The organism is Paenarthrobacter aurescens, from assembly GCF_025421775.1.
GTDB classification, from domain to species: domain Bacteria; phylum Actinomycetota; class Actinomycetes; order Actinomycetales; family Micrococcaceae; genus Arthrobacter; species Arthrobacter aurescens_B.
In genome coordinates, this window is record NZ_JAOEFX010000002.1 from 435,759 (window position 1) to 462,401 (window position 26,643).

Below are 26,643 nucleotides of genomic sequence, written 5' to 3' on the forward strand. Positions count from 1 at the left end.
CATCATCCCTCGCAGAGGTTCTGTGGGGAGTTACCGAAATGGAGCAGGGATGGGTACTTTTCGGCGCGTCATTTTGCCGGTTGCCTGGTTGGTGGTTTTCGCGATTATCGCGGTGGCCTTGGTCAAGATCGCTTTCGTGGATGGCCTTGAATCGTCCGCTTCCGAGCCGGCACCATTGGCCCAGGTGGATATCCCGGTGGTCCCCGCCACCCGCGCAACTGTCACCAACACCGTGCAGATCAAGGGAACCGTCCAGAGCGACGCCGCCGACACCGTCCGCAGCACCTCCGCCGGCAAGGTCATCAAGATTTTCGTGGACCAAGGTGCCACCGTAGCCAAGGGAGACGCGCTCTTCCAGGTCAAAGCCGAGCGGGCAGCCCAGGCCCCGCAGCTTTCCAAGGACGGCACCCCCACTACACCCAAGCCCGTCTACGACTACTTCGACATCGCTGCCCCCAGCGCCGGAACGCTGCAGTCCTTGTCAACACTCATTGACCAGCAGGTCGCCGTGGGCGAGGCCGTGGGCAAGATCGATCCCGGAACGTACACCGTGACCGGATCCGTTACCGCGGCCCAGCAATACCGATTGCTCGGCAAGCCCGGCCCTGCGGAGATTGCCTTGGTAGGTGGACCGGCGCCCTTCCAGTGCACCGAAGTGACGCTCAAGAACAACGCATCCGACGGCGGCACTGCTTCGGGCGGTTTGGCCGCCACCGGCGGAGGTGCCGGAATGGGCGTGGGCGCAGCGATGGTGGGTCCCGGAGGAGGCGGGAGCCAGCCGGATGAAGGCGGCACCCCCACGGGAACACTGAGCTGCGCGATCCCTTCCGAGCAGCAGGTTTTCGCGGGCCTCGGAGCTACCATGACGGTCAGCGCAGGAGTGGCCCCGGACGTGGTGACGGTTCCTTTGACCTCGGTAAAGGGCAGCGTCAAGGACGGGATCGTCTGGATTGCAGGCCCGGGCGGGGCAGGGGCGGCTCCCGAGCAGCGCACCGTCCAGTTGGGCCTCAACGATGGTTCCGTGGTGGAAGTGACCTCCGGGCTGGCCGAGGGTGAACAAGTCCTGGAATTCGTTCCCGGTGCACCGGCTGCTCCGAACCCCATGATGGGGCCGGGCCAGATCGCCTACGCTCCGGCGGGCTAGGGCCATGGAGGAAGCAACCAAGGAAACGCTGGTCAGCCTGCGTGCAGTAACCCGATCTGTCACGCTCCCCGACGACCAGCAACTGCACATCCTCAGGGGCATCGATCTTGAGGTGCACAGCGGCGATCACACTGCCATCGTGGGCCGTTCCGGTTGCGGCAAGTCAACGTTGCTGAACTTGCTGGGGCTGCTGGACGTCCCGACGTCAGGGGAACTGGAGTTCCTGGGACAACCCGCGGAACGGCTGGGCAACAATGCCCGTGCCCGCTTGCGGGGTTCCACCGTGGGCTTCGTTTTCCAGCAGTTCAATCTGTTGCCCGGCCGCAGCGCCTTGGACAACGTGATCACGCCTTTGTTCTATGCCAAGGGCAGGGAGTTCTGGCGCCGCCGGGAGATCGCCATGGACAGGGTGGGTCTCGCCGCGCGTGCCAACACCATGCCGAACATGCTCTCCGGCGGTGAGCAGCAGCGCGTGGCGATTGCCCGTGCTTTGGTGCGGAAGCCCCGGCTGATCCTTGCCGACGAACCCACCGGAGCACTGGACGTCGAGACCGGCCAGTCCGTCATGGCACTGCTGGACACCGTTGCCACGGAGACCGCGGCGGCCCTGGTGACCATTACCCACGACACCAATGTGGCCGCCCTGGCCCGTGCCTGCTACCGGCTGGATTCCGGTGTGCTGAGCCCATTGTCAGTGCCGGAATCTGCTGGGGTAGGCGCATGACCGGCTTCGTTTCCACGCTGGTGGAAGCGTGGCAGGAACTTCGCATCAACAAGGTCCGGATCCTCCTGGCGCTCGTTGGCGTAGCCCTGTCCGTTGCGGCGTTGACGTCTGTGGTGGGGGTCGGCAGCCTGGTCCGTGAGGGCATCAAAGTCCAGTCCGAACGTAACGGTGGCCGGGTGGCCACGTTGTCCCTGAACGTCGGCGGCCCCACCACGCCAGACCCTGCAAAGCTTGAACAGGCATATCAGGGCATCCAGCAGCGCTATGGCATCACCACCTCCACCCACGTGGGTCAGGCGCAGGCAGGATTTCAGTTCCCCCGTGGAGTCGCCAACGTCAACATGACCATCGTGGACATCGGCTATGGAGTCATCCACCGCGTCCCACTCCTGCAAGGAAGCTGGTTCGCTGCCGATGATGGAAAAAGGCTCGCGCCCGCCGTCGTGGTGTCCGAGGCCTTCTACAACCAGGCCGGCAGGCCCAATCTGACCACCCATCCCACAGTGAGTATCCCCGGTGACCGGCCGGCCACGGCGGTGATTATCGGCGTCGTACCTGATGCTTACCCGGACATGCCGCCTGCCGGGTTCATCCTCACCGAGGGTGCGGCCCTGGTGGGTATGGCACCACAGATGTCCGAGTTCAAGATGTGGGTAGGGGAGGAACAAGCCGAGGCCTTGAAGGCGGCAATTACTGCCGACCTCCAAGGCCAGTTCCCCGGCTTCTACGCCCAAGCCGACCGGAGGGATTATGCTGCCTGGGGCGACCCCTTGGGGCCGGCCCAGTGGATCGTCGGCGGAGTAGCCGGCCTGGTGCTGTTGCTCGGAGCCGTGGGGATGCTGAACATCTCCATGGTCACGGTGCGCTACCGGGTCCGGGAAATTGGCATCCGGCGCAGCTTCGGGGCAACCTCGGGAAGGATCTTTGTTGGCGTCATGATGGAATCCGTGGTGGCCACCGCCGTAGCCGGCCTGGCTGGGGTGATGCTTGCAGTGGCCGTGGTGAAGAACCCCTGGATCGAGTCGAAGGTGGCGCCCGGGCTCACCGAGTACCCGGCATTCCCCATCGACGCGGCGCTCATGGGTTTCGGTGCCGCAGTCCTTGTGGGCGCACTCGCCGGAGCCATTCCTGCGCTCGTGGCGGTGCGCGTCAAGGTCATCGACGCGATTCGGTTCTGACCTCCTCGGTGAGCCGGCCCTGCTGCAGGCGGAAACAGCGTTCAGTCTTTTTCGCCAGGCTCCTGTCGTGGGTGACCACCAGGATGGTGGTGTTGTGGTCGCGGCTCAGGGAGCTCAGGAGCTCGATGATGTGCTCACCGGTTTGCTCATCCAGATTTCCGGTGGGCTCATCAGCGAGGATCAACTTGGGTTCGTTGGCCAGCGCCCTGGCGATCGCCACGCGCTGCTGCTCGCCACCGGACAGCCGGTTGGTCCGGCGTGAGTGCTTCTCCGGATCCAACTGAACCTGCTCCAGCAACTCCTTGGCCCGCTGCAGCCTGGCTGCCTTGCGGACACCAGCGAACTCCATGGGCAGCATGACGTTGTCCACAGCGCTGAGGTTGGGGATCAGGTTGAACTGCTGGAACACGAAGCCGATGTCCCGTCGGCGGTACTCGGTGAGCTTGCCGTCCGGCAGCCCGGCCAAGCTGACGCCATCCACGACGACGTCACCTGAGGTGGGCTTGTCCAGCGCACCCAGGAGGGACAACAGCGTGCTTTTGCCGCTGCCGCTCTTGCCCACGATGGATGCCAGCGAGCCCTTTTCTAGTTCGAAGCTCACTCCGTTGACGGGTTTGATGGTCCGGTCGCCGGACTTGAACTGACGGACCAGGTCCTTGACTACGATCACGGCTATTCTCCTCGGAGTACTTCGATGGGACGGATACGGGCGGTCAGCAACGCCGGGACCAGCGCGCCGATGATCGCCACCGCGAACACTGCTGCGATGCCGGCAGCGAGCACGCCGGGGGAGACGCTGGCCGTTACAGAGGTGAGCAGTTGGCTGGCGCCGCCGAAAGGACCACCCTGGCCGCCGGGCAAGCCGCCGCCGGGCAATCCGCCGCCGGGGACTGCGCCATTCGGCATGGCACCCGCAAGACCGCCGCCGCGCTGGGTAGTGGTGGCCGCCGTCGTGGTTGAATTCGAACTAATCAGCGCAGACGCGATCCCGCCGCTGGCCAAAGAGGCGATCACTGCACCCACCACGCTGCCGAGGGCCACCAGGACCAGGGATTCCAGCACGAACTGCAGGCCGATGGTGCGGTTGCGGGCACCGATCGCCTTCAGGACACCGATCTCGCGACGGCGCTCGCGGACCAGCATGACCATGATCAGCAGGATGATGATTCCGGCAGTGGCGAGGGCCGCGATGAAGGCGACCATTGAGATGTTCTTGACGCTGTCCAGGGAGCTGACGGCGGTTTCGAGGTTGCGCTGGCCTTGGGTGACGTCGGCCTTGTCTGTGCCGAGAGCGTCCTGGACCGCGGTCTTGGTGCTGTCCACGTTCTCCATGCTGTTGACCGTGACGATCATGCTGGAGAGCTCGTCCGGCGTCTCAGCCAGCGTTTGGGCTTCCGGCAGGGTGACGTAGACGGCGTTGTTGCCGAACGTGGTGCCGGCATCGAAGATGCCCGCAACGGTGAAGGTCTTGTCCTGGATGGTGAACGTGGAGCCCACCGTCAGGCTGTTCTTCTCCGCAAGCGAGGTGCCCACAAGTGTCTTCGCTTCGGCTGCGGTGTAGTCGCCCAGCCCGGTGCCGCTGGTGATGTCCAAGGCCTTGCCCGTGCTGTCCACTTCGGCGCCGATACCCGTCGCGGTGATCGGGAGGGCCCGCACCGGCTGGGTGCCTGTGGTACCTGTTGTTCCGGCGGAGCCGTTGCGGTTGCCCAGCGTACCGGCGTCGACGGCGGCCGTCAGGTTCGTGGTGACCGTCGCCTGTTGTCCGCCGGGACCGAAACCGCCGCCCGGACCCTGCTGGGTGGTGCCGGTGGCTGAATCCGTTGTCCCCGCGGTTGCCGTCTGGAGGCGCAGTGCCTTGGTACCAACGACCGAGGTCACGTTGGCGACCGACGCCGCAGTCTCAGCTTCCGCCGTCGTGAGTGGTTCGCCGCCGCCTTCAAAGCCCTGTCCGCCGGCCGGGTTCACCGTAAGGGTGGTGCCCACGGAAGCGTTGAGCTCCTGGACCTTGGCACCCACGGCCTGGTTGGCCACGAGCATGGCCAGTGCCAGGCCGATGGCTACGGCCAGCACGGCGACAACCGCTGCCGTTCTGATTTTGTTGCGGAAGGCATTGCCTACGCTTCGGGCAAGGACGCTCACGTTTCTCCTCTTGACCTGCAAGTTTGTTGGGCCCACTGGGCGTGGGCTGCAGATTCAAGACTCGTGAGTGCTGCTGTGCTGGAAGCCTGCCGAAGCTATGCGTGGGCTGTGAAAGCGAAAGCCCCGGCCCGCCAGTGGCGGACCGGGGCTTGCTGTCTTGCTATGAAGAGCTGTTACTTGGTGATTACTTACTTGGTGATCGGGCCGAGTACCGGATCGTCGACGTAAGCGGTCTTGACGTTCTCCATGGTCACGATCTGTGGCTCAAGGAGGTAAGCCGGGACGGTCTTGACGCCGTTGTTGTAGGAGTCCTTGTCGTTGATCTCCAGTTCCTTACCGGCCTGGAGGTCCTTCACCATGGTGATGGCGTGCTCAACGAGCTTGCGGGTGTCCTTGTTGATGGTGGAGTACTGCTCGCCGGCCATGATCGACTTGACGGACTCAACCTCGGAGTCCTGGCCGGTCACCACGGGGAGCGGCTTGCCGGCGGCCTTGACGGACGTCAGCACTGCACGGGCCAGGGTGTCGTTCGGGGACAGGACGCCGTCCAGCGAAGCGCTGCCGTAGCTGCCGGTGAGGAGCGTGTCAGCGCGACGCTGGGCGTTCTCTGCCTTCCAGCCCTGGGTAACAGCCTGCTCGAACGAGGTCTGGCCCGACAGGACCTTGAGGGTTCCGTCGTCGATCTTCGGCTTCAGGACGCTCATGGCGCCGTCAAAGAAGACCTTGGCGTTGGCATCATCGGGAGAACCGGCAAAGAGTTCGATGTTGTATGGGCCGGAAGCCTTCTTGGCTTTCATGCCATCCAACAGGGCCTGGCCCTGCAGTTCACCAACCTTGAAGTTGTCGTAGGCCACGTAGTAGTCCACGTTCTCCGTGTTGAGGAGCAGACGGTCATAAGCGATGACCGTCGCGCCGGAGTCCTTGGCCTGCTGAAGCTGCGTACCCAGCTGGGCGCCGTCGATGGCTCCCACGATGATGACCTTGGCACCCTTGGTGACCATGGCACTGATCTGGTTCTGCTGCTCGGATACGCCGCCGTTGGCGAACTGGACGTCGGCCTTGAAGCCGGCGCCGGTGAGGCCATCGTTGAACAGCTTCTCCGCCAGGACCCAGTTCTCACTGGTCTTCTGCGGAAGTGCGACGCCGATCATCGAGTCTTTGGGGAACGCTTCCCCGCCTGCTGTGCTGCTGCTTGAGCCGCTGTCCGTGCGGCCGCAGGCTGTCAGCGCCAGTGCCGCGATGGCAGCGACTGCTGCTGCCTTTCCTGCTTTACCAAACATTCGCATATTTAGGTTCACTTTCTGTGTGGGTGGGGTGGAGCGAGTCTGTCAGGAAGCCGGTCAGGCTTCCTTGGAGATGACCTCTTTGGTGGAGGTGGTTTCGTCCGGCTTGAGCTCGTTGTTCCGGCCGAAATTCTTCAGCAGCAGGCCGGTGATGGACCTCTTGCCCTGGGACTTGTTGTAGACATCGAAGGCGACAGCTGCCAGGAGCACCAGGCCCTTGATGATTTGGGTAAGGTCGGCGCCAACGCCAAGGAGCTGGAGGCCGTTGTTGAGGACAGCCATGACCAGGCCACCTACGATCGAGCCGATCACGGTACCAACACCACCGGTAACAGCGGCGCCACCAATGAAGACGGCTGCAATGGCATCCAGTTCCCAACCAACACCGTCGAACGGGCCGGAAGCGGTGGAACGGGCCACGAAGATCATGCCTGCCAGGCCAGCAAGGATGGACATGTTCATCATGACCATGAAGTTGACCTTCTTGGACTGGACGCCGGAGAGCTCGGCTGCGTGGCGGTTGCCACCCACCGCGTAGACGTGCCGGCCAAGGACCGTTTTGTCAGCGATGAAACCGTAGATGAGGACCAGCACTGCCAGGATAAGGCCGGGGATGGGGAAAGAGGTCCCGGGGCGGCCGGTGGCGAAGAGGTACGTTGCGTAGAGGATGGCACCGCAGATCAGGACCAGCTTGGTGACCTCCACCCAAAGCTCAGGAACATCGGCACCGAGCGCCTTGTTGGTGGCACGTGCACGCAGGGACATGATGACCACGAACGCGACGGCCACCAGGCCCAGCAGCACTGTCAGGTTGTTGAAGCCGGTGTCCGGTCCAACTTCCGGCAGGTAACCGGAGCCAATGAACTGGAACTCCTTGGACACCGGGATGGTGTTGGACTTGCCCACGAACTGGTTGAAGCCGCGGAACAAGAGCATGCCTGCCAGCGTCACGATGAAGGCGGGTATGCCCACATACGCTGTCCATAGTCCTTGCCAGGCACCGATCACTGCTCCAAGGAGCAGGCCGAAGAGCACGCCTGCCCACCAGGGCAGGCCCCAGTCCCGCATGGCGAGGGCTACGGATACGCCCACGAATGCTGCCACGGAACCCACGGAGAGGTCGATGTGCCCGGCGATGATGACCAGAACCATGCCGATGGCCAGGATCAGGATGTAGGAGTTGCCGTTGAACAGGTTGATCACGTTGCCGGGGGTCAACGTACGGCCCCCGGTGAAGATCTGGAAGAAGACGATAAGTGCCACCAGGGCGAAGATCATGCCAAACTGGCGGGTATTGCCACCAAATAGCTTCTTGAGCGCGTTCATTGTTTTGGTCCTTGTGTCAGGAAGGGGTAAGGCTGGGCCAACGGTCAGGCTGTCTTGCGGGCGGAAGTCATGAGCTTCATGAGGCTTTCCTGGCTTGCTTCGTTTTTATCCAGGACACCGGTGATGGCGCCTTCAAAAATGGTGTAGATACGGTCGGACAGGCCCAGGAGCTCAGGAAGCTCCGAGGAAATGACAATCACTCCCTTGCCTTGGTTCGCCAGCCTCTGGATGATGCCGTAGATCTCGAACTTTGCGCCGACGTCGATTCCTCGTGTGGGCTCGTCCAGTATCAGGAGATCGGGATCAGTGAACATCCACTTGGCGAGCACCACTTTCTGCTGGTTGCCGCCGGAAAGCTTGGCTACGCCTTCCTCAACCGATGGGGTCTTGGTCCGCAGGGATTTCCGGTATTCCTCCGCCACGGAGAATTCCTTGCGGGTATCCACCACTGTGTAGTTGCTGATCTTGTTCAGCGCCGCCGAGACCGTGGTGGTCTTGATGTCGTCCAGCAGGTTCAGGCCAAGCGACTTGCGGTCCTCGGTGACGTAACCGAGTCCGGCGTCGATGGCGGCCCGGACGCTGCGGAGATTGACGGGCTTGCCGTCCTTGTAGACCTGGCCCTTGATGAACCGGCCGTAGGAGTGCCCAAACAAAGATCGCGCCAGTTCCGTGCGCCCTGCGCCCATGAGCCCTGCAAAGCCAACGATTTCGCCGCGGCGTACGTAGAAGTTTGAGCCTTTGCAGATCAGGCGGTCCTGGATCTGGGGGTGCCCCACCGTCCAGTCCTTGACCTCGAAGAAGACCTCGCCGATCTTCGGTTCGTGGTCCGGGAAGCGGGACTCAAGCGTCCGGCCAACCATTCCCTTGATGATGCGGTCCTCGTCCACACCGTCCCGCTTGACGTTCAGCGTCTCGATGGACTTGCCGTCGCGGATGATGGTGATCTCGTCCGCGATCTGCTCGATCTCGTTGAGCTTGTGGGAAATGATGATCGAGGTGATGCCCTTGCCCTTGAGGCCCAGGATCAGGTCCAGCAGGTGCTGGGAGTCCGATTCGTTCAGTGCGGCCGTGGGCTCGTCCAGGATCAACAGGCGGACTGACTTGTTCAGCGCTTTGGCGATTTCCACCAGCTGCTGCTTGCCGACGCCGATTTCCTTGATGGGGGTGTCGGGATCCTCGCGGAGCCCAACCCGGGCCAGCAACTCAAGGGAGCGCTTACGGGCCTCTGCCCAGTCGATCACTCCCCACTTGGTGGGTTCGTTCCCAAGGAAGATGTTCTCCATGATGGACAGTTCCGGGATCAGCGCCAGTTCCTGGTGGATGATCACGATGCCGGCCGCTTCGCTCGCGCGAATGTCCTTGAATTGCTGCGTTTCGGCCTGGTACACGATGTCGCCTGTGTAGCTTCCGTATCCGTAAACGCCGGAAAGAACCTTCATGAGCGTCGATTTGCCGGCACCGTTTTCCCCGCAGATTGCGTGGATTTCACCGGCCATCACGCGCAGGCTCACGTTCGACAAGGCCTTCACGCCGGGGAATTCCTTCGTGATCGAGCGCATCTCCAAAAGGATGGGATCACCTTGCGTGTCGAGGGATGTCATCAGCCCTTACGCCTCCAATGCATGACTTCGTTGTCGGCCCCGCAATGGCGAGGCTGTCTGATGAAAAAGTAAACTGGATCACCCGTCTTGTCGTCAAGACTTGAACGCAAGAACCAGCTAACGATTTCGTTACCTACCGGTAATACCGGCGTGTTGGAACACCAATGCCGCGGCGCCGAGGGCTTCCGCGCGTGCCCCGAGGGAGGACATGGCCAAGTGCGTCGTCTCGCCCACCACGGGCACTGCGTGCCGTACGAGACCGCGCCGAATGGGGTCAAGGAGCAGGTCGCCGAGGCCAGCCAGGGGGCCGCCCACCACAATCACTTCAGGGTTGATCAGGTTGGAGACGTTGCCCAGTGCGCGGCCGACCGCCAGCCCGGCGTCGTCCACAACGCGCTGGGTTGCTGAGTCGCCCTGGAGACAGTTGCGGACGATGTCCTGCGGCGTCAGGAGCGTTTCCTGGCCGCGCCCCAGCAGCTCGATCATGGTGGTGGTGGACGCTATCGTTTCGAGGCAACCTCTATTGCCGCACCGGCATACCAAGCCGTGCTCATGGATGGTTGCGTGGCCGATTTCGCCCGTAATGCCCACGTTGCCGTAATAGGGGAATCCGTTGAGGATCAGCCCTGCGCCGATGCCTGAGCCGATCTTCAGGAACATCAGGTTGGAAACTCCACTGTGAGGCCCCCACGTCACCTCCGACAACGCGCCAAGGTTGGCGTCGTTGTCAACAAAGACGGGGCAATTGAGCGCTTCCTCAAGCCTGTGAAGAATGTCGATGCCCACCCATTCCGGGAGGATGGCGCCTTGCGCCACGGTGCCGGTTCGCCGGTCGATGGGGCCTGGAATGCCCGCCCCGGCTCCCACCACGGCTGTGCGGTCTATGCCGTTTTCCTGGAGGAGTTTTTCCAAGAGCCGGACGGCCGCCGCGATGCCTTCCTCGGCGTGATGACCAAGTGGCAACTCAATGTAATCCTCGGCTATCACGTGATAGCCCAGCGAGGCCAGGACCACCCGTAGGTGGCGGCGTCCGAAGTCGATTCCGACGGCCACCGCACCGTTGCTGTTGAGCCTCACGTTGGTTGCCCTGCGGCCGGAGCTGGTGGTGGGTTCCGTGGAAACCAAGCCGGCGTCCTGCATGATTTTCACGATGTTGGACACTGTTGCCGTGGAGAGCCCGGTCTGCCGGGAAAGTTCAGCCTGCGTGGAAGGCCCGCTCAACAAGCATTCGATAATGCGCTGTTGATTCAGGTGGCGGAGCGCCGACTGTGAGCCGGGTTTTCTTGGATGGCTCTTCGTTGAGCGCTGTGTAGCGGGCATGACAAGAAGATTGCCCCACAGACGACGTTGTAGTCAAGAAGTGAACACAAGAAGTCAACCTTGCGAGACATACTCCAACGCAAGAACACCTGTTATGTACCCCTTGTGATGCACGCTATGCACCGTATGATCGGGGATTTTCCTGCAGACCGGGCCCCGCGACGGGAGGCGGGCGGGCATTGCGTCCCGATTCGGAGGCCCGCAGGTCCAAATGCCTCACCCACTGCAACCGGCAGGTGCCTACGCTGGAAGCAAGAAACTTCCCGGGCACATGTATTCGGCATCGGGAAAAGGCGAAACCTAGGTGGTAATGATGCTGCTCTCAGTCCTGCAGGCGAACGCTTCCGTCATGGACGTTGAAGCCAACCTGCGCACAATCGACGACGCCGCGCAGCGCGCCGCCCAGGCGGGCGCCCGCCTGCTCCTCACCCCGGAACTGTTCCCCGTTGGCTACGCTCCGCTGCGCCTGCACGCTGAACTGGACCCGAACACGCTCCCGGAAATCCGCGAACGCCTGGCCGACATCTCCCGCCGGCACAGCATCGGCCTGGTGTACAGCCTTCCGGCCGTGGCCAATGCTGAGTCAGCGCACGACGACGCCGCGCAGCCCGCTCACGCTGAAAGCGCCTGGCACATCACGGCTACTCTGCTGGACGGGTCCGGCAACGAGGTCCTTAACTACGCCAAGGTCCACCTCTTTGGTGCGGAAGAGCACAAGGCGTTCGTCGGCGCCCAAGCACCTCCCGCCGTCGTGGATTTCAACGGAATCCGGACGTCGATGCTGATCTGCTACGACGTCGAGTTCCCGGAGGCTGTCCGGGCGGCCGCCACCCGCGGTGCCGAACTCCTACTCGTCCCGACGGCCCTGTCCGCTGGCTTTGACAACGTCCCGCAGGTGCTCATCCGCGCCCGTGCGCTGGAAAGCCAGCTGAACGTGGCCTACGCCAACCACAGCGGGCACGAGGATGTGTACAACTTCCTGGGTGGCAGCGTCGTCGCCGGTCCCGACGGATCGTTGTTGGCCGCGGCAGGGGAGTCGCCCACGTTGTTGTTCGCGGAGGTCGGCACTGAAACTGTGAAAGCGGCACGCGACGAAGTCCCGTACCTGCGCGAACGCCGGCCGGAACTCTACCGGAAATGGGAAGGCTAGTCCCGCAGGCGCTTTTTACTCCACAGGCGGGCGACCAAAGCTACAAGGGCCAGGCAGGTCAGTCCACCGAAAATGACTGTATACGAGGCTCCAAACTCAAATTTAAGGCCGCCATCGGCGAGCTCGTGGCGCGCGAGGAAAGCGGAGCCGGACAGGCCTTCCTTGGACGAAACTGCAGCTGCCAAGAGTCCGATCGCTGCGATCAAGGCGATGGCGACAGTGGCTCGGACACTCGTGGCAACACGTTTCAGAAAGTTCATTCCTCATCCTTTGCTGAACTGGCACGCTAAATGATCGAAGCCTAATCTGCCTTGGGCAACGGGGGTGCGACAAAGCCATAACTAGGTGGTGATTGGACCCAAACTGAGTGCTGAAACGGCCAACACCTAGGCGTTTTTCGCTGATCTAGGTGGTGGCGGCCAAGTCAGTGGAGTTCGCCAACTCGTCCACGTACTGCAACGCGAACCATAGCTCTGCACGCACCTGTGCTTGGTTGAGGTCCATGTCCAGCAGCTCACCGAGCACGCCGATCTGCCGCCGGACGCTGTTCCTGTGCAATCCCAGCAGTTTCGCCGAGCCGTCCCAGCTGCCGTTTTCGCTGAGCCAGCCGCGGAGGACAGCCAGCAACGGGTCGCGCCGGTCCGGTTCGAGTGAGAGCACGGGCGAAAGGAGCCGCTCCGCGAGCATGGTTCCGGCTTCGCGCCCCAAAAGGCCAGCAACGGACCACGTCACTTCATCCACGCGTGCGCTCACGCCGCTGGAAAGTACCCGGCTGCGGAGCGAACTGGCACGCTGATATGCCGCAGTGAGCCCAAGAAGTTCCGTTGGTTCGCCGATCACCAGGCGCCACCCCAGCTTCTCGACGTCGGCCAGCAGGGAATCATCAACCCTCAGGCGTGTGATGGCCGCGAAGCCGTACTCGGTGATCTCTACAAGTTTGGTGTCGAACAGCCTCCGCCATTGCAGTAGCTCGCGAACCGGGCCGTCGTCGGCGGCGCCTTCCACCCTGACGCCTTGCACCACGCGCATCTGTGCCGAGCGGGTGGAGGACAGGCTCTGCGCCAGCAGGTCCTTGAGCCCGTTGAGGTGCTTCGTCCCGCCCGAAGCCAGCGAGTCCGGGTGCAACAGAACCGCTGTCGCCAGCTGGCTGGGTGCCAGGGATCCACTGGTCCGCTGCCGCACCAGCAATTCCAGCAGGCCCACGGCCGATTGCACCACATTATTCTGGGCAGGCGTCAGCGGCGCATCCGAGCCGAGGATCAAGGCACCCAGGTTGGCGTCCTTGGTACTCCGAAGTGGATGCCCGAACACCAGCGCCGATCCCGGCTGATCAAAGCCGTCCATTTCAACGCGCGGGCCGCTGCCGGACAGCAGCCGCTCCAGCATGGGTGCCAGCAAGGAATGTTCGACGCCGTTGCTGCCGCCGGTATTGTGCCCACGGGCCCGGACCCGCCCGTCCGCGCCAACAAGGACAGCCCACACGGGCACTCGCTGAACAAGCGCTGCAAGCAGTTCGTGTTCCGGCCGGGGGGAGAGGACCGCCCGCATGAGTTGGCGGTTGGTGTCGGCCAGCTGCCTGAAGACCCTCGCATTGTCTGATTCCAGAAGTTGCGAGAACTCCAGCCCGATCGCCGCGAACGGCAACGACTCCGGCACTTCGAACAAGGTGAGATTGTGCCTGCGGCAAGCGTCGACCAGCGCGTCCGGGACGGCGTCAAAATAGGGCCTGATGCCGAACCCGAGCGCCGCCACCTTGGCACCCACGAGCCGTTGGACGTAGGCGTCCACCTTCGCCGCCGAGCCACCCTTCCCAAGGAAAGGCAGCCCGGCGGTCAGGAGGAACTCACCCTCCGGGAGGTAGGGCGTGGGGTCCTCAAGCTCACTGGGCTCCACCCACCGCAGCAGCGAGGCGCCGCTGCCGCCGTCGTGAAGTAGTTTCAACTCCGGCGGCAGCTGCTCCAGGAACTGTTCGAGCGTGACGAAACTCAGGCGGGCGGTGGCGGGCTCAGGCGACATTGCCCTGCCCGGCGGCGGCCGGCTCCTGGTAGTCGGGGCACTGGTACGCGGTAGTGGCATAGGCGCGGGGGAGCCGGGGCGCGATCCTGTTGATGATCTCGTCCCCGTGGCTTCCTATTGCGGCACCCCAGTCATCGGCGCTGGCCGCCCCGCACGCAGGGTCACCGAACAGCACAGCGGTGTCGCCGACGTCGATTCCCGCCGCGTCCGGTCCCAGGTCCACCATGAACTGGTCCATGCAGACCTTGCCGATCACGGGCACGCTGCGTCCTCCGATGTTCACCACGGAGCGGCCGCTGATGCCCTTGGGGATGCCGTCCGCGTAGCCGAGCGGGATGAGGCCGAGGTACCGGGGTTCGTAGGTGATGGCCTGGTGTTCGTAGCTCACGCCTGTCCCGGCGGGAACCTTTTTGACCATCACCAGCGGCGCCGTCACGCTGAGCGCGGGCCGCAGGCCGAAGTCTGCGGGGTCGAGGTGGTCAGCCGGTGCCAGGCCGTAGATGGCGAGCCCGGCGCGGACCATGTCGAAGTGGAATTCGGGCCGGTCCAGGATATTGGCAGAGCTGGACACGTGCCGGAGTTCGGGGGTCAGACCGGCCTCGCGGGCTTCGCGGACGGCGTCCTCGAACTCGGCGACGGCGGTGGCGTTTCCTGGGTGGGCAGGCACATCAGCCCACGCCAAGTGGGTCCAGAGGCCGCGGACGCGGAGAGTCCCATCGAGTTCAGCTTGCCGCGCCCGGGTCACAAGTTCGGCCCAATCCTCCTTGCGCGCACCGCCGCGGCTCAGGCCGCTGTCCAGTTCCAGATGTACGACGGCGGGACGGCCAAGGCGTTTCGCGATCCCTGCCAGCACCTCCAGTTGGTTGACGCTGCCGAGGGAAACATCGATGTCGTTTTCCAGCGCCTCAAGGATGGTGGAGCTTGTCTGGGATGCCAGATAAAGCCAAGAAAGGATGGGTACGGTGATGCCCGCTTTGCGGAGCGTTATGGCTTCGGTGAGCTGGGCGGTTCCGAGCCAGTCGGCCCCCGCCGCCACTGCGGTTCGGGCCACTTCCACCAGCCCATGGCCGTAGGCATTTCCCTTCACCACGGCCATGAAGTACGGCGCCTCGGTGCGCTGTTTCAGTGCTTTGACATTGTCTGAAATCGCGGACAGGTCCACGGTGACCTGTCCGGAAAGGGCAGCCGGAGCGGCCGCTTGATAGTGTGCATTACGTCTCATGGTTGAACACTATAGGTCATTTTGCACCGCGGTGAGAGGTGGCTCACATGCCAGTCTTGTGGAGGGGAAATCGAAACTACTTTGAAGGGACGTCAAGGGTGACTGTGCCTGTGAACACCAAAAATGCGGCGGCGGCGAGCGTCACGAGGCCCAGCCTCGGAGCTCAGCTCCTGCGTCGCAAGCCCATTGGCCAGATGGTCAGCGAGGCCGGAAGCAGCGAAGGAGGAACGCCGCTGGTCCGCAGCTTCGGCGTCCTCCAGCTGACCATGATCAGCGTCGGCGCCACACTTGGCACCGGCATCCTGGTGATCCTTGGCGAGTCCGTGCCGCTGGCTGGTCCGGCCATCTGGATCTCGTTTGTGATCGCGGGTTTGGCCGCGCTGCTCTCGGCTGTGTCCTACGCCGAAATGGCGGGGCTCGTTCCGGTGGCAGGCTCCAGTTACTCCTACTCCTACGCCACCATGGGCGAAGGCATGGCCTGGATCTGCGGTTGGTGCCTGGTGCTGGAGTACGCCGTCTCCGTTGCGGCGGTTGCGGTGGGGGCGGGGCAGTACGTCAACGAGACCCTGGCAGCCTTTGGGCAGTTCCTCCCCGACGCTGTCAGCCAGCCGCCGGGCGATGGCGGAGTGGCCAACCTCCCCGCGATGGTGATCGTGGTCCTGGCCATGATCCTGCTGGTCCGCGGAGCCCGCGAGAGTGCATGGATCAACACTGCGATTGTCATCATCAAGGTGGGCATCCTGATCTTCTTCTGCGCTGTGGCCTTCACCGCCTTTAACGCAGGCAATTTCGAGCCGCTGCTGCCGATGGGTGCCGCTGGTGTTTCTGCCGCCGCATCGAGCGTCTTCTTCTCTTACATCGGCTTCGATGCAGCCTCCACCGCAGGCGAGGAAGCCAAGAACCCCAAACGTGATCTTCCCCGGGCCATCATGCTCTCCATGGTGATCGTCACCAGCATCTATGTCCTGGTTGCGGTCGCCGCCATCGGCGCACGGCCGTGGGGCTGGTTCGACGGCACTGAAGCCGCCCTGGTGCAGATCCTGCACGAGATCACCGGGCAGCCGTGGATCGCCCTGGTCTTCTCCGTGGGTGCAGTTCTGGCCATCGCAAGCATCGTGCTGACCGTTCTCTACGGACAGACCCGCATCATGCTCTCCATGTCCCGTGACGGCATGATGCCCAAGGTTTTCGGACGCGTCTCCCGCCGAACAGGAACCCCTGTGGCCGGAACGCTGATCGTCGGGATCGCCGTCGCTCTTGCCGCTGGTTTGGTCCCGCTGGGCGCGCTGGCCGACGCCACCAGCATCGGCACGCTCTTTGCCTTCGCACTGGTCAACGTGGCAGTCATCTACCTGCGGCGCAACCGGCCCGACCTTGAGCGCAGCTTCCGGGTCCCGCTGTACCCGATCACGCCGATCCTGGGCACCCTGATGTGCGCCTACCTGATGCTCAACCTCGGCGCCGATACCTGGATCACCTTCGGCGTGTGGATGCTGGTGGGTATCGCCATCTACTTCGGCTACGGACGCCGGAACTCAAAGGTAGCCGCGCTCAGCGAGCAGGACTACCGTGAACTAACCACCAGGGCCGTGAGCCCGGAACCTGTGAAAGCAGAAAACTCATGACCATCGCCACCGAACTCCCTGTCGTCGAGGAACCGGGAGCGCCTGCCGGCGCCCCGATCACCATGCTGAACCCGGACTTCCCCTTCAGTTACGACCACTACCTGGCCCACCCGGACGGTTTGGGCTCCGTTCCCGAGGAGCTCTTCGGCACGGAAGTGGCGATCATTGGTGCTGGCCTGTCCGGGCTGGTCACCGCCTATGAGCTGATGAAGCTCGGCCTCAAGCCCGTCATCTACGAGGCCGACCAGATCGGCGGCCGCCTCCGGACAGCCAGCTTCCCCTCAGCGCCCGGCGTCGTGGCAGACCTTGGCGGCATGCGCTTCCCGGTCTCCGGCAAGGCCTTCTACCACTACGTGGACCTGCTTGGCCTGGACACCCAGGACTTCCCGAACCCGATGGCGCCGGCTACGTCCAGTACGGTGATCGAGCTCGCGGGTAAGAAGCACTACGCCACCACAGCCGATGAATTGCCGGAGTTCTTCCGCGAAGTGGCCGACGCCTGGAAAGCCGCAGTCAACGATGGCGCCGCTTTCGCTGAGATGCAGGATGCCATCAAAGCCCGCGACACCAAGCGCATCAAGGAACTGTGGAACGCGCTCCTCCCGGAGCTCGACGAGCAGACCTTCTACGGCTTCATCGCTGCCAGCAAGTCCTTCAAGGAGGCCGGCTTCGCACACCGCGAGGCGTTCGGCCAAGTGGGCTTTGGCACCGGTGGCTGGGACACCGACTTCCCCAACTCGATCCTCGAGATCCTCCGAGTGGTTTACACCGACGCCGATGATCAGCACCGCTCCATTGCGGGGGGAGCGCAAAGGCTCCCCGAGGCACTCTGGAACCACGCGCCGTCGAACCTTACTTACTGGCCCCAAGGCACCTCCCTGGCATCCCTGCACAGCGGTTCCCCGCGCGGAGCCGTGGACAACATCCGCCGCGCAGAGAACGGCGACCTGCTGGTCCGCGAAAACTGGGGCCGCGAAGCCACCTACCAAGCAGTGGTGACCACCTGCCAGTCCTGGCTGCTGTCCACGAGGATCCACACCGAAGAGGCGTTGTTCCCGGCGGAGCTGTGGACCGCGATCGAACGCTCCCACTACATGCAGTCATCCAAGACGTTCGTGATGGTGGACCGCCCGTTCTGGAAGGACATCGACCCCGAGACCGGCCGCGAAGTCTTGTCCATGACGCTCACCGACCGCCTCAACCGGGCAACGTACCTGCTCGACGACGGTCCGGACAAGCCTGCTGTCATGCTCCTGTCCTACACATGGAACGATGACGCGCTGAAGTGGCTGGCCCTGAGTGCGGAGGAGCGGGTCAAGCTGATGCTGCATTCGCTGCAGCAGATTTACCCGGGCGTGGACATCGCCAGCCACATCGTTGGACAGCCGATCACCGTGTCGTGGGAGGCCGACCCCAACTTCATGGGCGCCTTCAAGGCCAACCTGCCCGGGCACTACCGCTACCAGCAGCGGCTCTTCACACATTTCAAGCAGGACCAGCTGCCGGAAAGCCAACGCGGCATCTTCCTCGCCGGCGATGACGTTTCCTTCACCGCCGGTTGGGCCGAGGGTGCCGTGACCACCGGCCTCAATGCTGTGTGGGGTGTGGTGAACCACCTGGGTGGCTCGTCCGCTGCCGGTAACCCCGGCCCGGGTGACCTCCTGGACGAACTCGGCCCGATCAGCCTGGACTGAGTTCCCCGGATACGTTGCGAGGCCCGCTCTGCGCCCCCAACCAATCGCAGGGCCCACACGGCCCGGGTTCCCTGGCTAAGCTTGCGAAGTCAGGGAGGCGGTGGGGATGCAGAGCGGGCCTCGCGTTCGGCGTTAAGCGTGCATCTCCCGGTGCGCAGCCGCGAGTTCCTTGTAATGGGCTGCGTTGTGCTTCACGCCATCGAACTCCTCATCGGTTAGCTCACGGCGAACCTTGGCAGGGACGCCGGCAACGAGGGAGCGCGGGGGAATCACTGTGCCCTCCAGAACCACGGCACCTGCGGCAATGAGCGATCCAGATCCGATCACTGCGCCGTTGAGGATGGTGGCACTCATGCCGATGAGGCAGTCGTCCTCAACAGTGCAGCCGTGAACTACTGCGCTGTGGCCTACGGAGACGCGCTCGCCCACCGTGCAGGGGAACCCGGGGTCGGCGTGGAGGACTACGTTGTCCTGAAGATTGGAGCCGGCACCGACGCTGATCGCGGCGGTATCGGCCCGGACTGAGACGCCGTAGAAGGCGCTGGAGTCCTCGGCCAGAGTGGCCTTTCCGATGATCGATGCAGTGGGCGCCACGAAAGCGGATTCATGGATGGCCGGGGTGTCCCCGGCGAAAGTGTAAGAGGGAGCCATTGAGCCAGCTTAGTTGGGCAACGGGGTGCGGAGGACCAGGAATTGGTAGTGCTGGACCCAGTTGCCCGCGCCGGGACCGGACTCCACTCCCACACCCTCGGGCCACGTCCGGAAATGCTCAACCGAACCATGCTCGCCGAAAATCCTGAGTACGGTGTCATCACTGCGGCGGCTGAAGAACCGCCGCGGTTCGTCCAGGTCCTCCGGGTTGAGGACCTCACAGTCCTCACCTGACCAGAGTCCGACGGCGATTGGCGCACCAGGTGCGGTGACCCGCACCAGTTCGCTGACGACGTCGTGAATTCCGCTGTTGGGGACGTGCAGAAGCGTGCTCATGGTCCACGCAGCTGAAAAGACGGCATCCGCGAAGGGCAGGCTGCGGCCGCTGGCAACGGTAGCCTCCAACCCGGCCGAGCGCGCCAGGTGGACGCTCTCAGAGGACAAGTCCACCCCGGTGTAGTGCAATCCGGCGCGGACAAACTCCAAGCCCTCAACGCCCGTGCCGCACCCCAGCTCGAACAAGGAATGACGGTGTTCGGATTTCAGGAGCCGGATGAACCATTTTCTGCACTCGACACGGTGTGGCGTGAGCGCGCGGGTGTTCCGGACAGGCGCCTGACGGTCGTAGTAGACCGCCAAATCAGCTTCGTGCTCGGCGTGAGGAATGCCCCGCATACCCCCAGCATAGGAGCGGCGTTAGTTGAACACCACGGTCCGGGTGCCGTCCAGGAGCACGCGGTGTTCGGCGTGCCACTGAACTGCTTGGGTCAGCGTACGGCCTTCGACGTCGCGGCCCATCTGGACAAACTGTGCAGCTGTGCGGGCGTGGTCAACGCGGATGACTTCCTGCTCGATGATCGGGCCCTCGTCGAGGTCCGCCGTCACATAGTGGGCGGTGGCGCCAATGATCTTCACACCGCGGGCGTGTGCCTGGTGGTACGGCTTGGCGCCCTTGAAGGAGGGTAGGAACGAGTGGTGGATGTTGATGGCCTTGCCGTTCAACTCCGTGCAGAGATCGTTGGAGAGGACCTGCATGTAGCGGGCAAGTACGGTCAGTTCCACGTCGTGTTCGGCGATGAGCTTCAGGAGCTGCGCCTCGGCCTGGGGCTTGGTTTCCGGCGTCACGGGGATGTGGTGGAACGGAATGCCGTAGAACTCCGCCAACGACTCCAGATCGCGGTGGTTGGACACGATGGCCGGAACCTCAATGGGCAGGGTTCCGGTGCGCTGCTGGAACAGCAGGTCGTTGAGGCAGTGCGCGTCTTTGGAGCAGAGGATGATGGTGCGGACCTTTTCCCCCACGGGGTTGATCTGCCAGGTCATGCCGAAGGATTCGGCTACCGGACGCAGCGCGGTCGCCAGTTCGTCCTGGGAGGACGACGTCGATGCCTCCACGCGCATGAAAAAGTTACCTGTGCTGGGGCTTCCGTACTGCTGGGAATCGGCAATATTGCAGCCGGCCTCCAAGAGGGCGCCCGCGACAGCATGGACGATGCCGGGGCGGTCAGGGCAGGACAGTGTTACAACGAAAGCGGTGGAGTCAGTCACACGATCAAGCCTACCTGTGCCGCGTTGTTGTACTGTTAACGGGTCGCAACTGGCGTTGGGTGGACTACCACCAGGGAGCGGCAATCATGAAGACCACGGATCGTACGCCTGGGCCGAGGGTCATGTCTTACCGTTGCACGCACGTGACCGATCCCTCCGTCAAAAAGGGGACGCGGGAATGCTGCTGCCGGTAGCCTGACCTGTAGCACCACCCGTTGCCTAGCCAGGAGATTTCCGTGACTACCACAACCACTTCCGCGTCTGTCAGCAACCAGTCGCTCGCCGATCTCGATCCCGAGATTGCAGCAGTCCTCAACCAGGAGCTTGGCCGCCAGCGCGGCACCCTGGAAATGATTGCGTCCGAAAACTTCGCCCCCCGCGCCGTCATGGAAGCCCAGGGCTCCGTCCTGACCAACAAGTACGCCGAGGGCTACCCGGGCCGCCGCTACTACGGCGGTTGTGAATACGTAGACATCGCTGAGCAGCTCGCCATCGACCGCGTCAAGGAACTGTTCGGCGCCGAGTACGCCAACGTCCAGCCGCACTCCGGTGCCCAGGCAAACGCTGCAGCACTGTCGGCCATGATCACCCCGGGCGACAAGATCCTCGGCCTGTCCCTGGCACACGGTGGCCACCTGACCCACGGGATGAAGCTCAACTTCTCCGGCAAGCTCTACAACGTAGCTGCTTACCAGGTTGAAGAAGACAACTTCCGCATTGACATGGACAAGCTCCGCGAGCAGGCCATCGCCGAGAAGCCGCAGGTCATCATCGCCGGCTGGTCGGCCTACCCCCGTCACCTCGACTTCGCTGCCTTCCGCTCCATCGCCGACGAGGTTGGCGCCCTCCTCTGGACTGACATGGCTCACTTCGCCGGTCTGGTTGCTGCCGGCCTGCACCCGAGCCCGGTCCCGCACTCCGACGTCGTCACCTCCACGGTGCACAAGACCCTCGCAGGTCCGCGTTCCGGTGTGATCCTTGGCAAGCAGGAGTGGGCCAAGAAGCTCAACTCCAACGTCTTCCCGGGCCAGCAGGGCGGTCCGCTCATGCACGTCATCGCGGCCAAGGCTGTTGCCTTCAAGATCGCCGGCAGCGAAGAGTTCAAGGAGCGCCAGGAGCGGGTCCTCGAGGGTGCCAAGATCATCGCTGACCGTTTGAACCAGTCCGACGTCGCCGAAGCCGGCGTCTCCGTCCTCACCGGCGGCACCGACGTTCACCTGGTCCTGGTTGACCTCCGCAACTCGCAGCTGGACGGCCAGCAGGCCGAAGACCTCCTGCACTCCGTAGGCATCACCGTGAACCGCAACGCTGTTCCGTTCGACCCCCGCCCGCCGATGGTCACCTCCGGCCTCCGCATCGGTACGCCTGCCCTGGCCACCCGCGGATTCGGTGCCACCGAGTTCACCGAGGTTGCCGAGATCATTGCCACCGCGCTGAAGGCGGGCGCCGCCGCCGACGTCGACAGCCTCCAGGCCCGCGTCGACAAACTGGCCGCTGACTTCCCGCTGTACCCGCAGCACGAGCAGTGGTAAATCCGCGTTTCCGCGGCTAAGCAACGCATCACCCGGTCCTTGAACCGGAGCCCACGGGATCCGCCGCCACACCTACGGCGGCGGGTCCCGTTGGCATGAGCCATTAGGTCACCCACCAGAAAGAGCAGATGGAATGACACAGTCCACCGCACAGATCCTTGACGGCAAGGCCACCGCCGCAGCCATCAAGGCAGAACTGACCACTCGCGTTTCCGTCCTGGCTGCCAAGGGAATCGTCCCCGGCCTGGGCACCATCCTGGTGGGTTCCGATCCCGGCAGCACCTGGTACGTCGGCGGCAAGCACAAGGACTGCGCCGAGGTTGGCATCCAGTCCATCCGCCGCGACCTCCCCGAGGACATCAGCCAGGAAGAGCTCCTGAAAGTAGTCCGCGAGCTCAACGACAACCCGGAATGCACCGGCTACATCGTCCAGCTTCCGCTGCCCAAGCACATTGACCAGGACGTCATCCTGGAAGCCATGGACCCCGAGAAGGATGCCGATGGCCTGCACCCCATGAACCTTGGCCGCCTGGTGGCCAACGTGAACGGTGAGATGAAGTCCCCGCTGCCCTGCACGCCCAAGGGCTGTGTGGAGTTGCTGCGGCGCCACAACATTGAACTCAAAGGCAAGCGCGTCCTGGTGGTGGGCCGCGGCGTCACCATCGGCCGCCCCATCGGTCTCCTGCTGACCCGCAAGGAAGTCAACGCCACGGTCATCCTCGCGCACACCGGAACGGTGGACCTGCCCGCGGAACTGAAGCAGGCCGACGTCGTGATCGCCGCTGCCGGCGTGCCGCACATGATCAAGGCTGAAGACCTCAAGCCGGGTGCAATAGTGCTCGACGTCGGCGTCAGCCGCGTGGACGACGGCAACGGCAAGGCTGTTGTTACCGGAGATGTGGACCCGGCAGCTGCCGACGTCGCCGCCTGGCTGTCCCCGAACCCGGGTGGCGTAGGCCCGATGACCCGTGCCATGCTGCTCGCGAACGTCGTGGAGAGTGCTGAGCGCCAGGCGGGCATCGCCTAGGTTTACACGCGCTAAACGAGAGGGCTCTTGCAAGATTATGTGCAAGAGCCCTTTCACATGTCGGTGGGCGCTACTAGTCTGCTGAGGGTGCACAATGAAGCAACCCGCTCCGCAACTCCCACTGAATCGTCGCAAACCAGCTTCGACATGAACCGACCAACCGTCATCAGCGCGCAGAACCTCACCAAGACCTATGGTGACCTCACTGCCGTGGACAACATCTCCTTCGACGTACCGGCGGGGGAGTCCTTTGGTCTGCTGGGCCCTAACGGCGCCGGCAAGTCCACCACCATGAAGATGATCGGTGGTGTCTCCCAACGCACGTCCGGCTCGCTGGCCATCATGGGCCTGGACCCTGAATCCCACGGCCCCGAGGTGAGGGCACACCTGGGCGTGGTCCCGCAGCAGGACAACCTCGACGAAGAGCTGAAAGTCCGTGAGAACCTGATTGTCTACGGTCGCTACTTCGGTTTGCCAATGAGCTACCTGAAACCGAAAGCCGACGAGCTCCTTGAGTTCGCGCAGCTGACGGACAAAGCCAACTCGAAGGTGGACGCCCTGTCAGGCGGCATGAAACGGCGGCTCACCATTGCCCGGTCGCTGATCAACGAGCCACGGATCCTGCTCCTCGACGAACCCACCACGGGCCTTGATCCGCAGGCCCGGCACATCCTCTGGGATCGCCTGTTCCGGCTCAAGGAAAGCGGCGTCACCCTTATCCTCACTACGCATTACATGGACGAGGCCGAGCAACTTTGCGACCGCCTGATCGTGGTGGACAAGGGCAAGATCATGGCCGAAGGTTCGCCGGCCACCCTCATCCGCGAGCACTCGTCGCGCGAGGTACTCGAGCTGAGGTTCGGGTCCGAGCGGAACGCGACCATCGGCGTCGAACTTCAAGGCATCGGCGAGCGGTTGGAAACCCTCCCGGACCGCGTGCTCATTTACGCTCACGACGGCGAAGCCGCGTTGGAGCAGGTCACTGCCCGCGGGCTCCGGCCGATGACCTCGCTGGTGCGCCGCTCGTCGTTGGAGGACGTGTTCCTGCGGCTCACGGGTAGGAGCCTTGTTGACTGACTCGGCGAACAAACCACTTACGACGGCGGCGCCGCCGCTGCGCGCACACTCGCCTGAGGTTTCGGCTGCCCGGGCGCGGCGTTGGGGCTCCTTCTTCTATGCGGAGCAGGTCCTCCGCGTCATGCGCAACTACGGCTGGTCCGTGATCCTTTACAGCGTAGGGCAGCCGGTGGCGTACCTCTTTGCCATGGGAGTCGGGCTTGCCAGTCTGGTGGACGCCAACAGCGAAGCGGCGTTCGGAGGGGTCAGCTACCTGGAGTTCGTGGCGCCCGCCTTGCTGGTCTCCGCTGCCGTGATGACGGCGTCGGGGGAGTTCTCCTACCCCATCATGGACGGATTCAAGTGGCGCCGGGTGTTCTACGGTCCGCACGCCTCGCCGCTCATTCCACAGCAAATCGCAAGTGGCCACATCATGGCCAGTACCCTGAGGTTCCTCCTGCAGTCGGTGGTCTATTTTCTGGTGGTGGCCATGTTCGGCGCATCCCCGAGTCCGTGGGGTTGGGTGTCCGCGATCGTGGCCACGGTGGCAGCATTGTCTTTCGGCCTGCCGTTGATGGCATACGCGGCCAGCATCAAACAGGACAAGGGGCAGTTTGCCTTGGTTCAACGCTTCATCGTGATGCCGCTGTTCCTCTTCTCGGGGACGTTCTTCCCCCTCGATTCGCTGCCCCTTGCCGTACGTTGGATCGGCTGGATCTCGCCGGTCTGGCATGGGACCGAGTTGGGCCGGGTCTTCACCTACGGGATGGATCAAAGCCCCGTGCTGACCATCATCCATGTGGTGTTCCTGGTGGCCACAGCCACAGGTGGGTGGGTGCTGGTCCGCCGCCAGTTCGTGAAAAGGATGGGCTCATGAGTGTCCTGACAGGTGGCCACAGCGCCACGGACCTTGCCCGGGAGCGTAAGTTTGGTCCGCTGTACTCCCGTAACGCCAAGGCCGTGGTGGGCCGTGGACTGATGGCTGCCAAGAGCAGCACGTGGCTGGTGATGGTGTCCGGTTTCTTCGAGCCCGTGCTGTTCCTGTTGGCCATGGGCGTGGGCATGGGCTCGATTGTGGGCACAGTCCAAGGTCCCGGCGGAGAAGACATCAGCTACGCCGCCTACATTGCTCCCGCGTTATTGGCAGTCTCGGCCATGAACGGAGCCATTTACGACTCCACCTGGAACGTCTTCTTCAAGATGAACTTCGCCAAGCTGTACCAGGGAATGCTCTACACCTCCCTGGGGCCGCTGGATGTGGCCATCGGCGAGATCTTCCTGGCTCTCCTTCGCGGCCTGCTGTATGCCACGGGGTTCACCGCCGTCATGGGAGTGATGGGACTGCTCACCAGTTGGTGGGCCATTCTGGTCATCCCTGCCTCGGTGCTGATCGCGTTCGGTTTCGCGAGCTTCGGGATGGGCATCACCAGCTTCATGAAGACTTTCCAGCAGATGGACTGGATCAACTTCTTCCTGCTGCCCATGTTCTTGTTCAGTGCCACGTTCTACCCGCTCAGCGTCTACCCGCAGGTCATCCAATGGTTCATCCAGGCCATGCCCCTGTGGCACGGAGTGGAGCTGCTGCGCCAGATCAGTGTTGGCTCTTTCAGCCCGGCAACCGCCATCCACGTGGGCTACTACCTGGTGATGATCACACTGGGCATCATGCTGACTACGGGGCGGCTGCGCCAACTGTTCCTCAAGTGATGGGAGTTTTTGTACAGCTAATGCCCTCAAAAAGCCGTCTTAGGGGCACTAGCTGTACAAAAACTCCCGTGTTCGCCGTCCGTGGAAGCGGGCACGGGCACCAGTAGGCATTTGAGAGAATGGGTTCATGCAATCTCTCGGTGACCCGCACCCGTCCACGTCCCCCGCCGGTAAAGGCATGTTCAAGGGCTTCCGCATCGGCGGCCTGGGGATGACCGTCGTCATCATCGCCTTCCTGGTCGCCGTCATTTTCGCGGCGAACCAGAACGATGTTGTGGGCTGGGTTGTCGCAGTTGTGGCATTCGGTTGGTTGGCCCTGGCCACCTTCGTCGTGCTGAGCATTCGCAAGGCCGCGCAGCGGGCCGGTGCAAAGCTGACCGAAGCGCAGAATGCCTTCAACGCAGCAGCCGGCCGCGCGCCGTCGTCGTCCGCGGCCGACAGCGGCGGCACGCGCGTTGTAGCCGAGCGGAGCAAGGCGGACGAGGTACGCGACCTCAAGCTGGACCACTCGTTCAAAATCGTTCAGGTGCAGGTCCGCGTAGTGGATGAAGAACGCGCCAAGGGTGGCGCCGCAGATCAGGACACCATCAACCGGGCGCTGGAAACCATCGCCATTACGGCCACGAATGCACGGGACATGATCAAGTCCTCCGGCGGCTCGGACGAGCCCATGGCCGGCACCATCATCGACTAGAGTGGA

24 protein-coding genes and 1 riboswitch are annotated in these 26,643 nt (G+C 63.4%); of the genes, 12 read left to right on the plus strand and 12 right to left on the minus strand.

The window, feature by feature from the left end; genetic code table 11:
• Window positions 1–49: 49 nt before the first annotated feature.
• From N7568_RS05325 to N7568_RS05335, 3 genes are read left to right on the plus strand one after another with little or no spacing between them, the layout of a single operon-like run.
• Entirely contained in the window at window positions 50–1,144 is a 1,095-nt protein-coding gene (locus N7568_RS05325) for an efflux RND transporter periplasmic adaptor subunit (RefSeq protein WP_261608858.1), read from the plus strand.
• A gap of 4 nt (window positions 1,145–1,148) precedes the next feature.
• On the plus strand, window positions 1,149–1,868 hold the full coding sequence (locus N7568_RS05330; protein ID WP_261608859.1) for an ABC transporter ATP-binding protein: 720 nt from the start codon (window positions 1,149–1,151) through the stop codon (window positions 1,866–1,868).
• Window positions 1,865–3,046 (plus strand): ABC transporter permease, encoded by a 1,182-nt coding sequence (locus N7568_RS05335; RefSeq protein ID WP_261608860.1) that lies wholly within the window; start codon window positions 1,865–1,867, stop codon window positions 3,044–3,046. The genes N7568_RS05330 and N7568_RS05335 overlap by 4 nt, the downstream gene beginning before the upstream one ends.
• On the opposite strand, the gene N7568_RS05340 is transcribed toward N7568_RS05335, so the two are convergent.
• The 6 genes from N7568_RS05340 to N7568_RS05365 form a co-directional block, all read right to left on the minus strand.
• Complete coding sequence (locus tag N7568_RS05340; RefSeq protein WP_261608861.1) at window positions 3,024–3,716, minus strand: ABC transporter ATP-binding protein; 693 nt, start codon at window positions 3,714–3,716, stop codon at window positions 3,024–3,026. The genes N7568_RS05335 and N7568_RS05340 overlap by 23 nt on opposite strands.
• A 2-nt stretch (window positions 3,717–3,718) precedes the next feature.
• On the minus strand, window positions 3,719–5,185 hold the full coding sequence (locus N7568_RS05345; RefSeq protein ID WP_261608862.1) for an ABC transporter permease: 1,467 nt from the start codon (window positions 5,183–5,185) through the stop codon (window positions 3,719–3,721).
• A 188-nt stretch (window positions 5,186–5,373) separates the two neighbouring features.
• On the minus strand, window positions 5,374–6,471 hold the full coding sequence (locus tag N7568_RS05350) for a substrate-binding domain-containing protein (RefSeq protein ID WP_261608863.1): 1,098 nt from the start codon (window positions 6,469–6,471) through the stop codon (window positions 5,374–5,376).
• Window positions 6,472–6,525: 54 nt separating this feature from the next.
• Complete coding sequence (gene mmsB / locus N7568_RS05355; RefSeq protein WP_261608864.1) at window positions 6,526–7,794, minus strand: multiple monosaccharide ABC transporter permease; 1,269 nt, start codon at window positions 7,792–7,794, stop codon at window positions 6,526–6,528.
• A gap of 44 nt (window positions 7,795–7,838) precedes the next feature.
• Window positions 7,839–9,395: a multiple monosaccharide ABC transporter ATP-binding protein gene (gene mmsA, locus N7568_RS05360; RefSeq protein WP_261608865.1), complete on the minus strand. Its 1,557-nt coding sequence runs from the start codon at window positions 9,393–9,395 to the stop codon at window positions 7,839–7,841.
• 129 nt (window positions 9,396–9,524) lie between these two features.
• Entirely contained in the window at window positions 9,525–10,715 is a 1,191-nt protein-coding gene (locus tag N7568_RS05365; RefSeq protein ID WP_261608866.1) for an ROK family transcriptional regulator, read from the minus strand.
• A gap of 310 nt (window positions 10,716–11,025) precedes the next feature.
• On the opposite strand from N7568_RS05365, the gene N7568_RS05370 reads away from it, so the two are divergent.
• Window positions 11,026–11,865 carry a carbon-nitrogen hydrolase family protein gene (locus N7568_RS05370; RefSeq protein WP_261608867.1) on the plus strand — a complete coding sequence of 280 codons (840 nt, stop codon included), beginning with the start codon at window positions 11,026–11,028 and terminating at the stop codon, window positions 11,863–11,865.
• Here N7568_RS05370 and N7568_RS05375 read toward each other — a convergent pair.
• The 3 genes from N7568_RS05375 to alr all read right to left on the minus strand — a co-directional run bounded on the left by N7568_RS05375 (window position 11,862) and on the right by alr (window position 15,103).
• Window positions 11,862–12,125 carry a hypothetical protein gene (locus N7568_RS05375; protein WP_261608868.1) on the minus strand — a complete coding sequence of 88 codons (264 nt, stop codon included), beginning with the start codon at window positions 12,123–12,125 and terminating at the stop codon, window positions 11,862–11,864. The genes N7568_RS05370 and N7568_RS05375 overlap by 4 nt on opposite strands.
• 145 nt (window positions 12,126–12,270) lie before the next feature.
• Window positions 12,271–13,881 carry a PucR family transcriptional regulator gene (locus tag N7568_RS05380; RefSeq protein WP_261608869.1) on the minus strand — a complete coding sequence of 537 codons (1,611 nt, stop codon included), beginning with the start codon at window positions 13,879–13,881 and terminating at the stop codon, window positions 12,271–12,273.
• On the minus strand, window positions 13,871–15,103 hold the full coding sequence (alr, locus tag N7568_RS05385; protein WP_261608870.1) for an alanine racemase: 1,233 nt from the start codon (window positions 15,101–15,103) through the stop codon (window positions 13,871–13,873). Before alr ends, N7568_RS05380 begins: the two co-directional genes overlap by 11 nt.
• Window positions 15,104–15,297: 194 nt before the next feature.
• On the opposite strand from alr, the gene N7568_RS05390 reads away from it, so the two are divergent.
• Both N7568_RS05390 and N7568_RS05395 read left to right on the plus strand, forming a co-directional pair.
• Entirely contained in the window at window positions 15,298–16,728 is a 1,431-nt protein-coding gene (locus N7568_RS05390; protein WP_261609030.1) for an amino acid permease, read from the plus strand.
• A complete protein-coding gene (locus N7568_RS05395) occupies window positions 16,725–18,422 on the plus strand; it encodes a flavin monoamine oxidase family protein (protein ID WP_261608871.1) in 1,698 nt (565 codons plus the stop codon). Before N7568_RS05390 ends, N7568_RS05395 begins: the two co-directional genes overlap by 4 nt.
• Window positions 18,423–18,554: 132 nt before the next feature.
• Here N7568_RS05395 and N7568_RS05400 read toward each other — a convergent pair whose 3' ends face one another.
• The 3 genes from N7568_RS05400 to purU are packed head-to-tail and all read right to left on the minus strand — an operon-like array spanning window position 18,555 to window position 20,621.
• Window positions 18,555–19,073, minus strand: coding sequence for a gamma carbonic anhydrase family protein (locus tag N7568_RS05400; protein WP_261608872.1), 519 nt, complete (start codon window positions 19,071–19,073; stop codon window positions 18,555–18,557).
• Window positions 19,074–19,082: 9 nt separating this feature from the next.
• Window positions 19,083–19,748, minus strand: coding sequence for a class I SAM-dependent methyltransferase (locus N7568_RS05405; RefSeq protein WP_261608873.1), 666 nt, complete (start codon window positions 19,746–19,748; stop codon window positions 19,083–19,085).
• A gap of 21 nt (window positions 19,749–19,769) precedes the next feature.
• On the minus strand, window positions 19,770–20,621 hold the full coding sequence (purU, locus tag N7568_RS05410) for a formyltetrahydrofolate deformylase (protein ID WP_261608874.1): 852 nt from the start codon (window positions 20,619–20,621) through the stop codon (window positions 19,770–19,772).
• 35 nt (window positions 20,622–20,656) lie between these two features.
• Window positions 20,657–20,742: riboswitch (ZMP/ZTP riboswitch) on the plus strand.
• Window positions 20,743–20,857: 115 nt separating this feature from the next.
• Between purU and glyA the strand changes: the two genes are divergently transcribed.
• From glyA to N7568_RS05440, 6 genes are all read left to right on the plus strand, one after another.
• Window positions 20,858–22,153: a serine hydroxymethyltransferase gene (gene glyA / locus N7568_RS05415; protein WP_261608875.1), complete on the plus strand. Its 1,296-nt coding sequence runs from the start codon at window positions 20,858–20,860 to the stop codon at window positions 22,151–22,153.
• A 133-nt stretch (window positions 22,154–22,286) separates the two neighbouring features.
• Window positions 22,287–23,180, plus strand: coding sequence for a bifunctional methylenetetrahydrofolate dehydrogenase/methenyltetrahydrofolate cyclohydrolase (locus N7568_RS05420; protein WP_261608876.1), 894 nt, complete (start codon window positions 22,287–22,289; stop codon window positions 23,178–23,180).
• A gap of 147 nt (window positions 23,181–23,327) precedes the next feature.
• Window positions 23,328–24,257, plus strand: coding sequence for an ABC transporter ATP-binding protein (locus N7568_RS05425; RefSeq protein WP_261609031.1), 930 nt, complete (start codon window positions 23,328–23,330; stop codon window positions 24,255–24,257).
• Window positions 24,250–25,113, plus strand: a complete 864-nt coding sequence (locus N7568_RS05430; RefSeq protein ID WP_261608877.1) for an ABC transporter permease — start codon at window positions 24,250–24,252, stop codon at window positions 25,111–25,113. The genes N7568_RS05425 and N7568_RS05430 overlap by 8 nt, the downstream gene beginning before the upstream one ends.
• Window positions 25,110–25,943, plus strand: coding sequence for an ABC transporter permease (locus N7568_RS05435; protein WP_261608878.1), 834 nt, complete (start codon window positions 25,110–25,112; stop codon window positions 25,941–25,943). Before N7568_RS05430 ends, N7568_RS05435 begins: the two co-directional genes overlap by 4 nt.
• Before the next feature lie 127 nt (window positions 25,944–26,070).
• Entirely contained in the window at window positions 26,071–26,637 is a 567-nt protein-coding gene (locus N7568_RS05440; RefSeq protein WP_261608879.1) for a hypothetical protein, read from the plus strand.
• The last annotated feature ends 6 nt before the right edge of the window (window positions 26,638–26,643 follow it).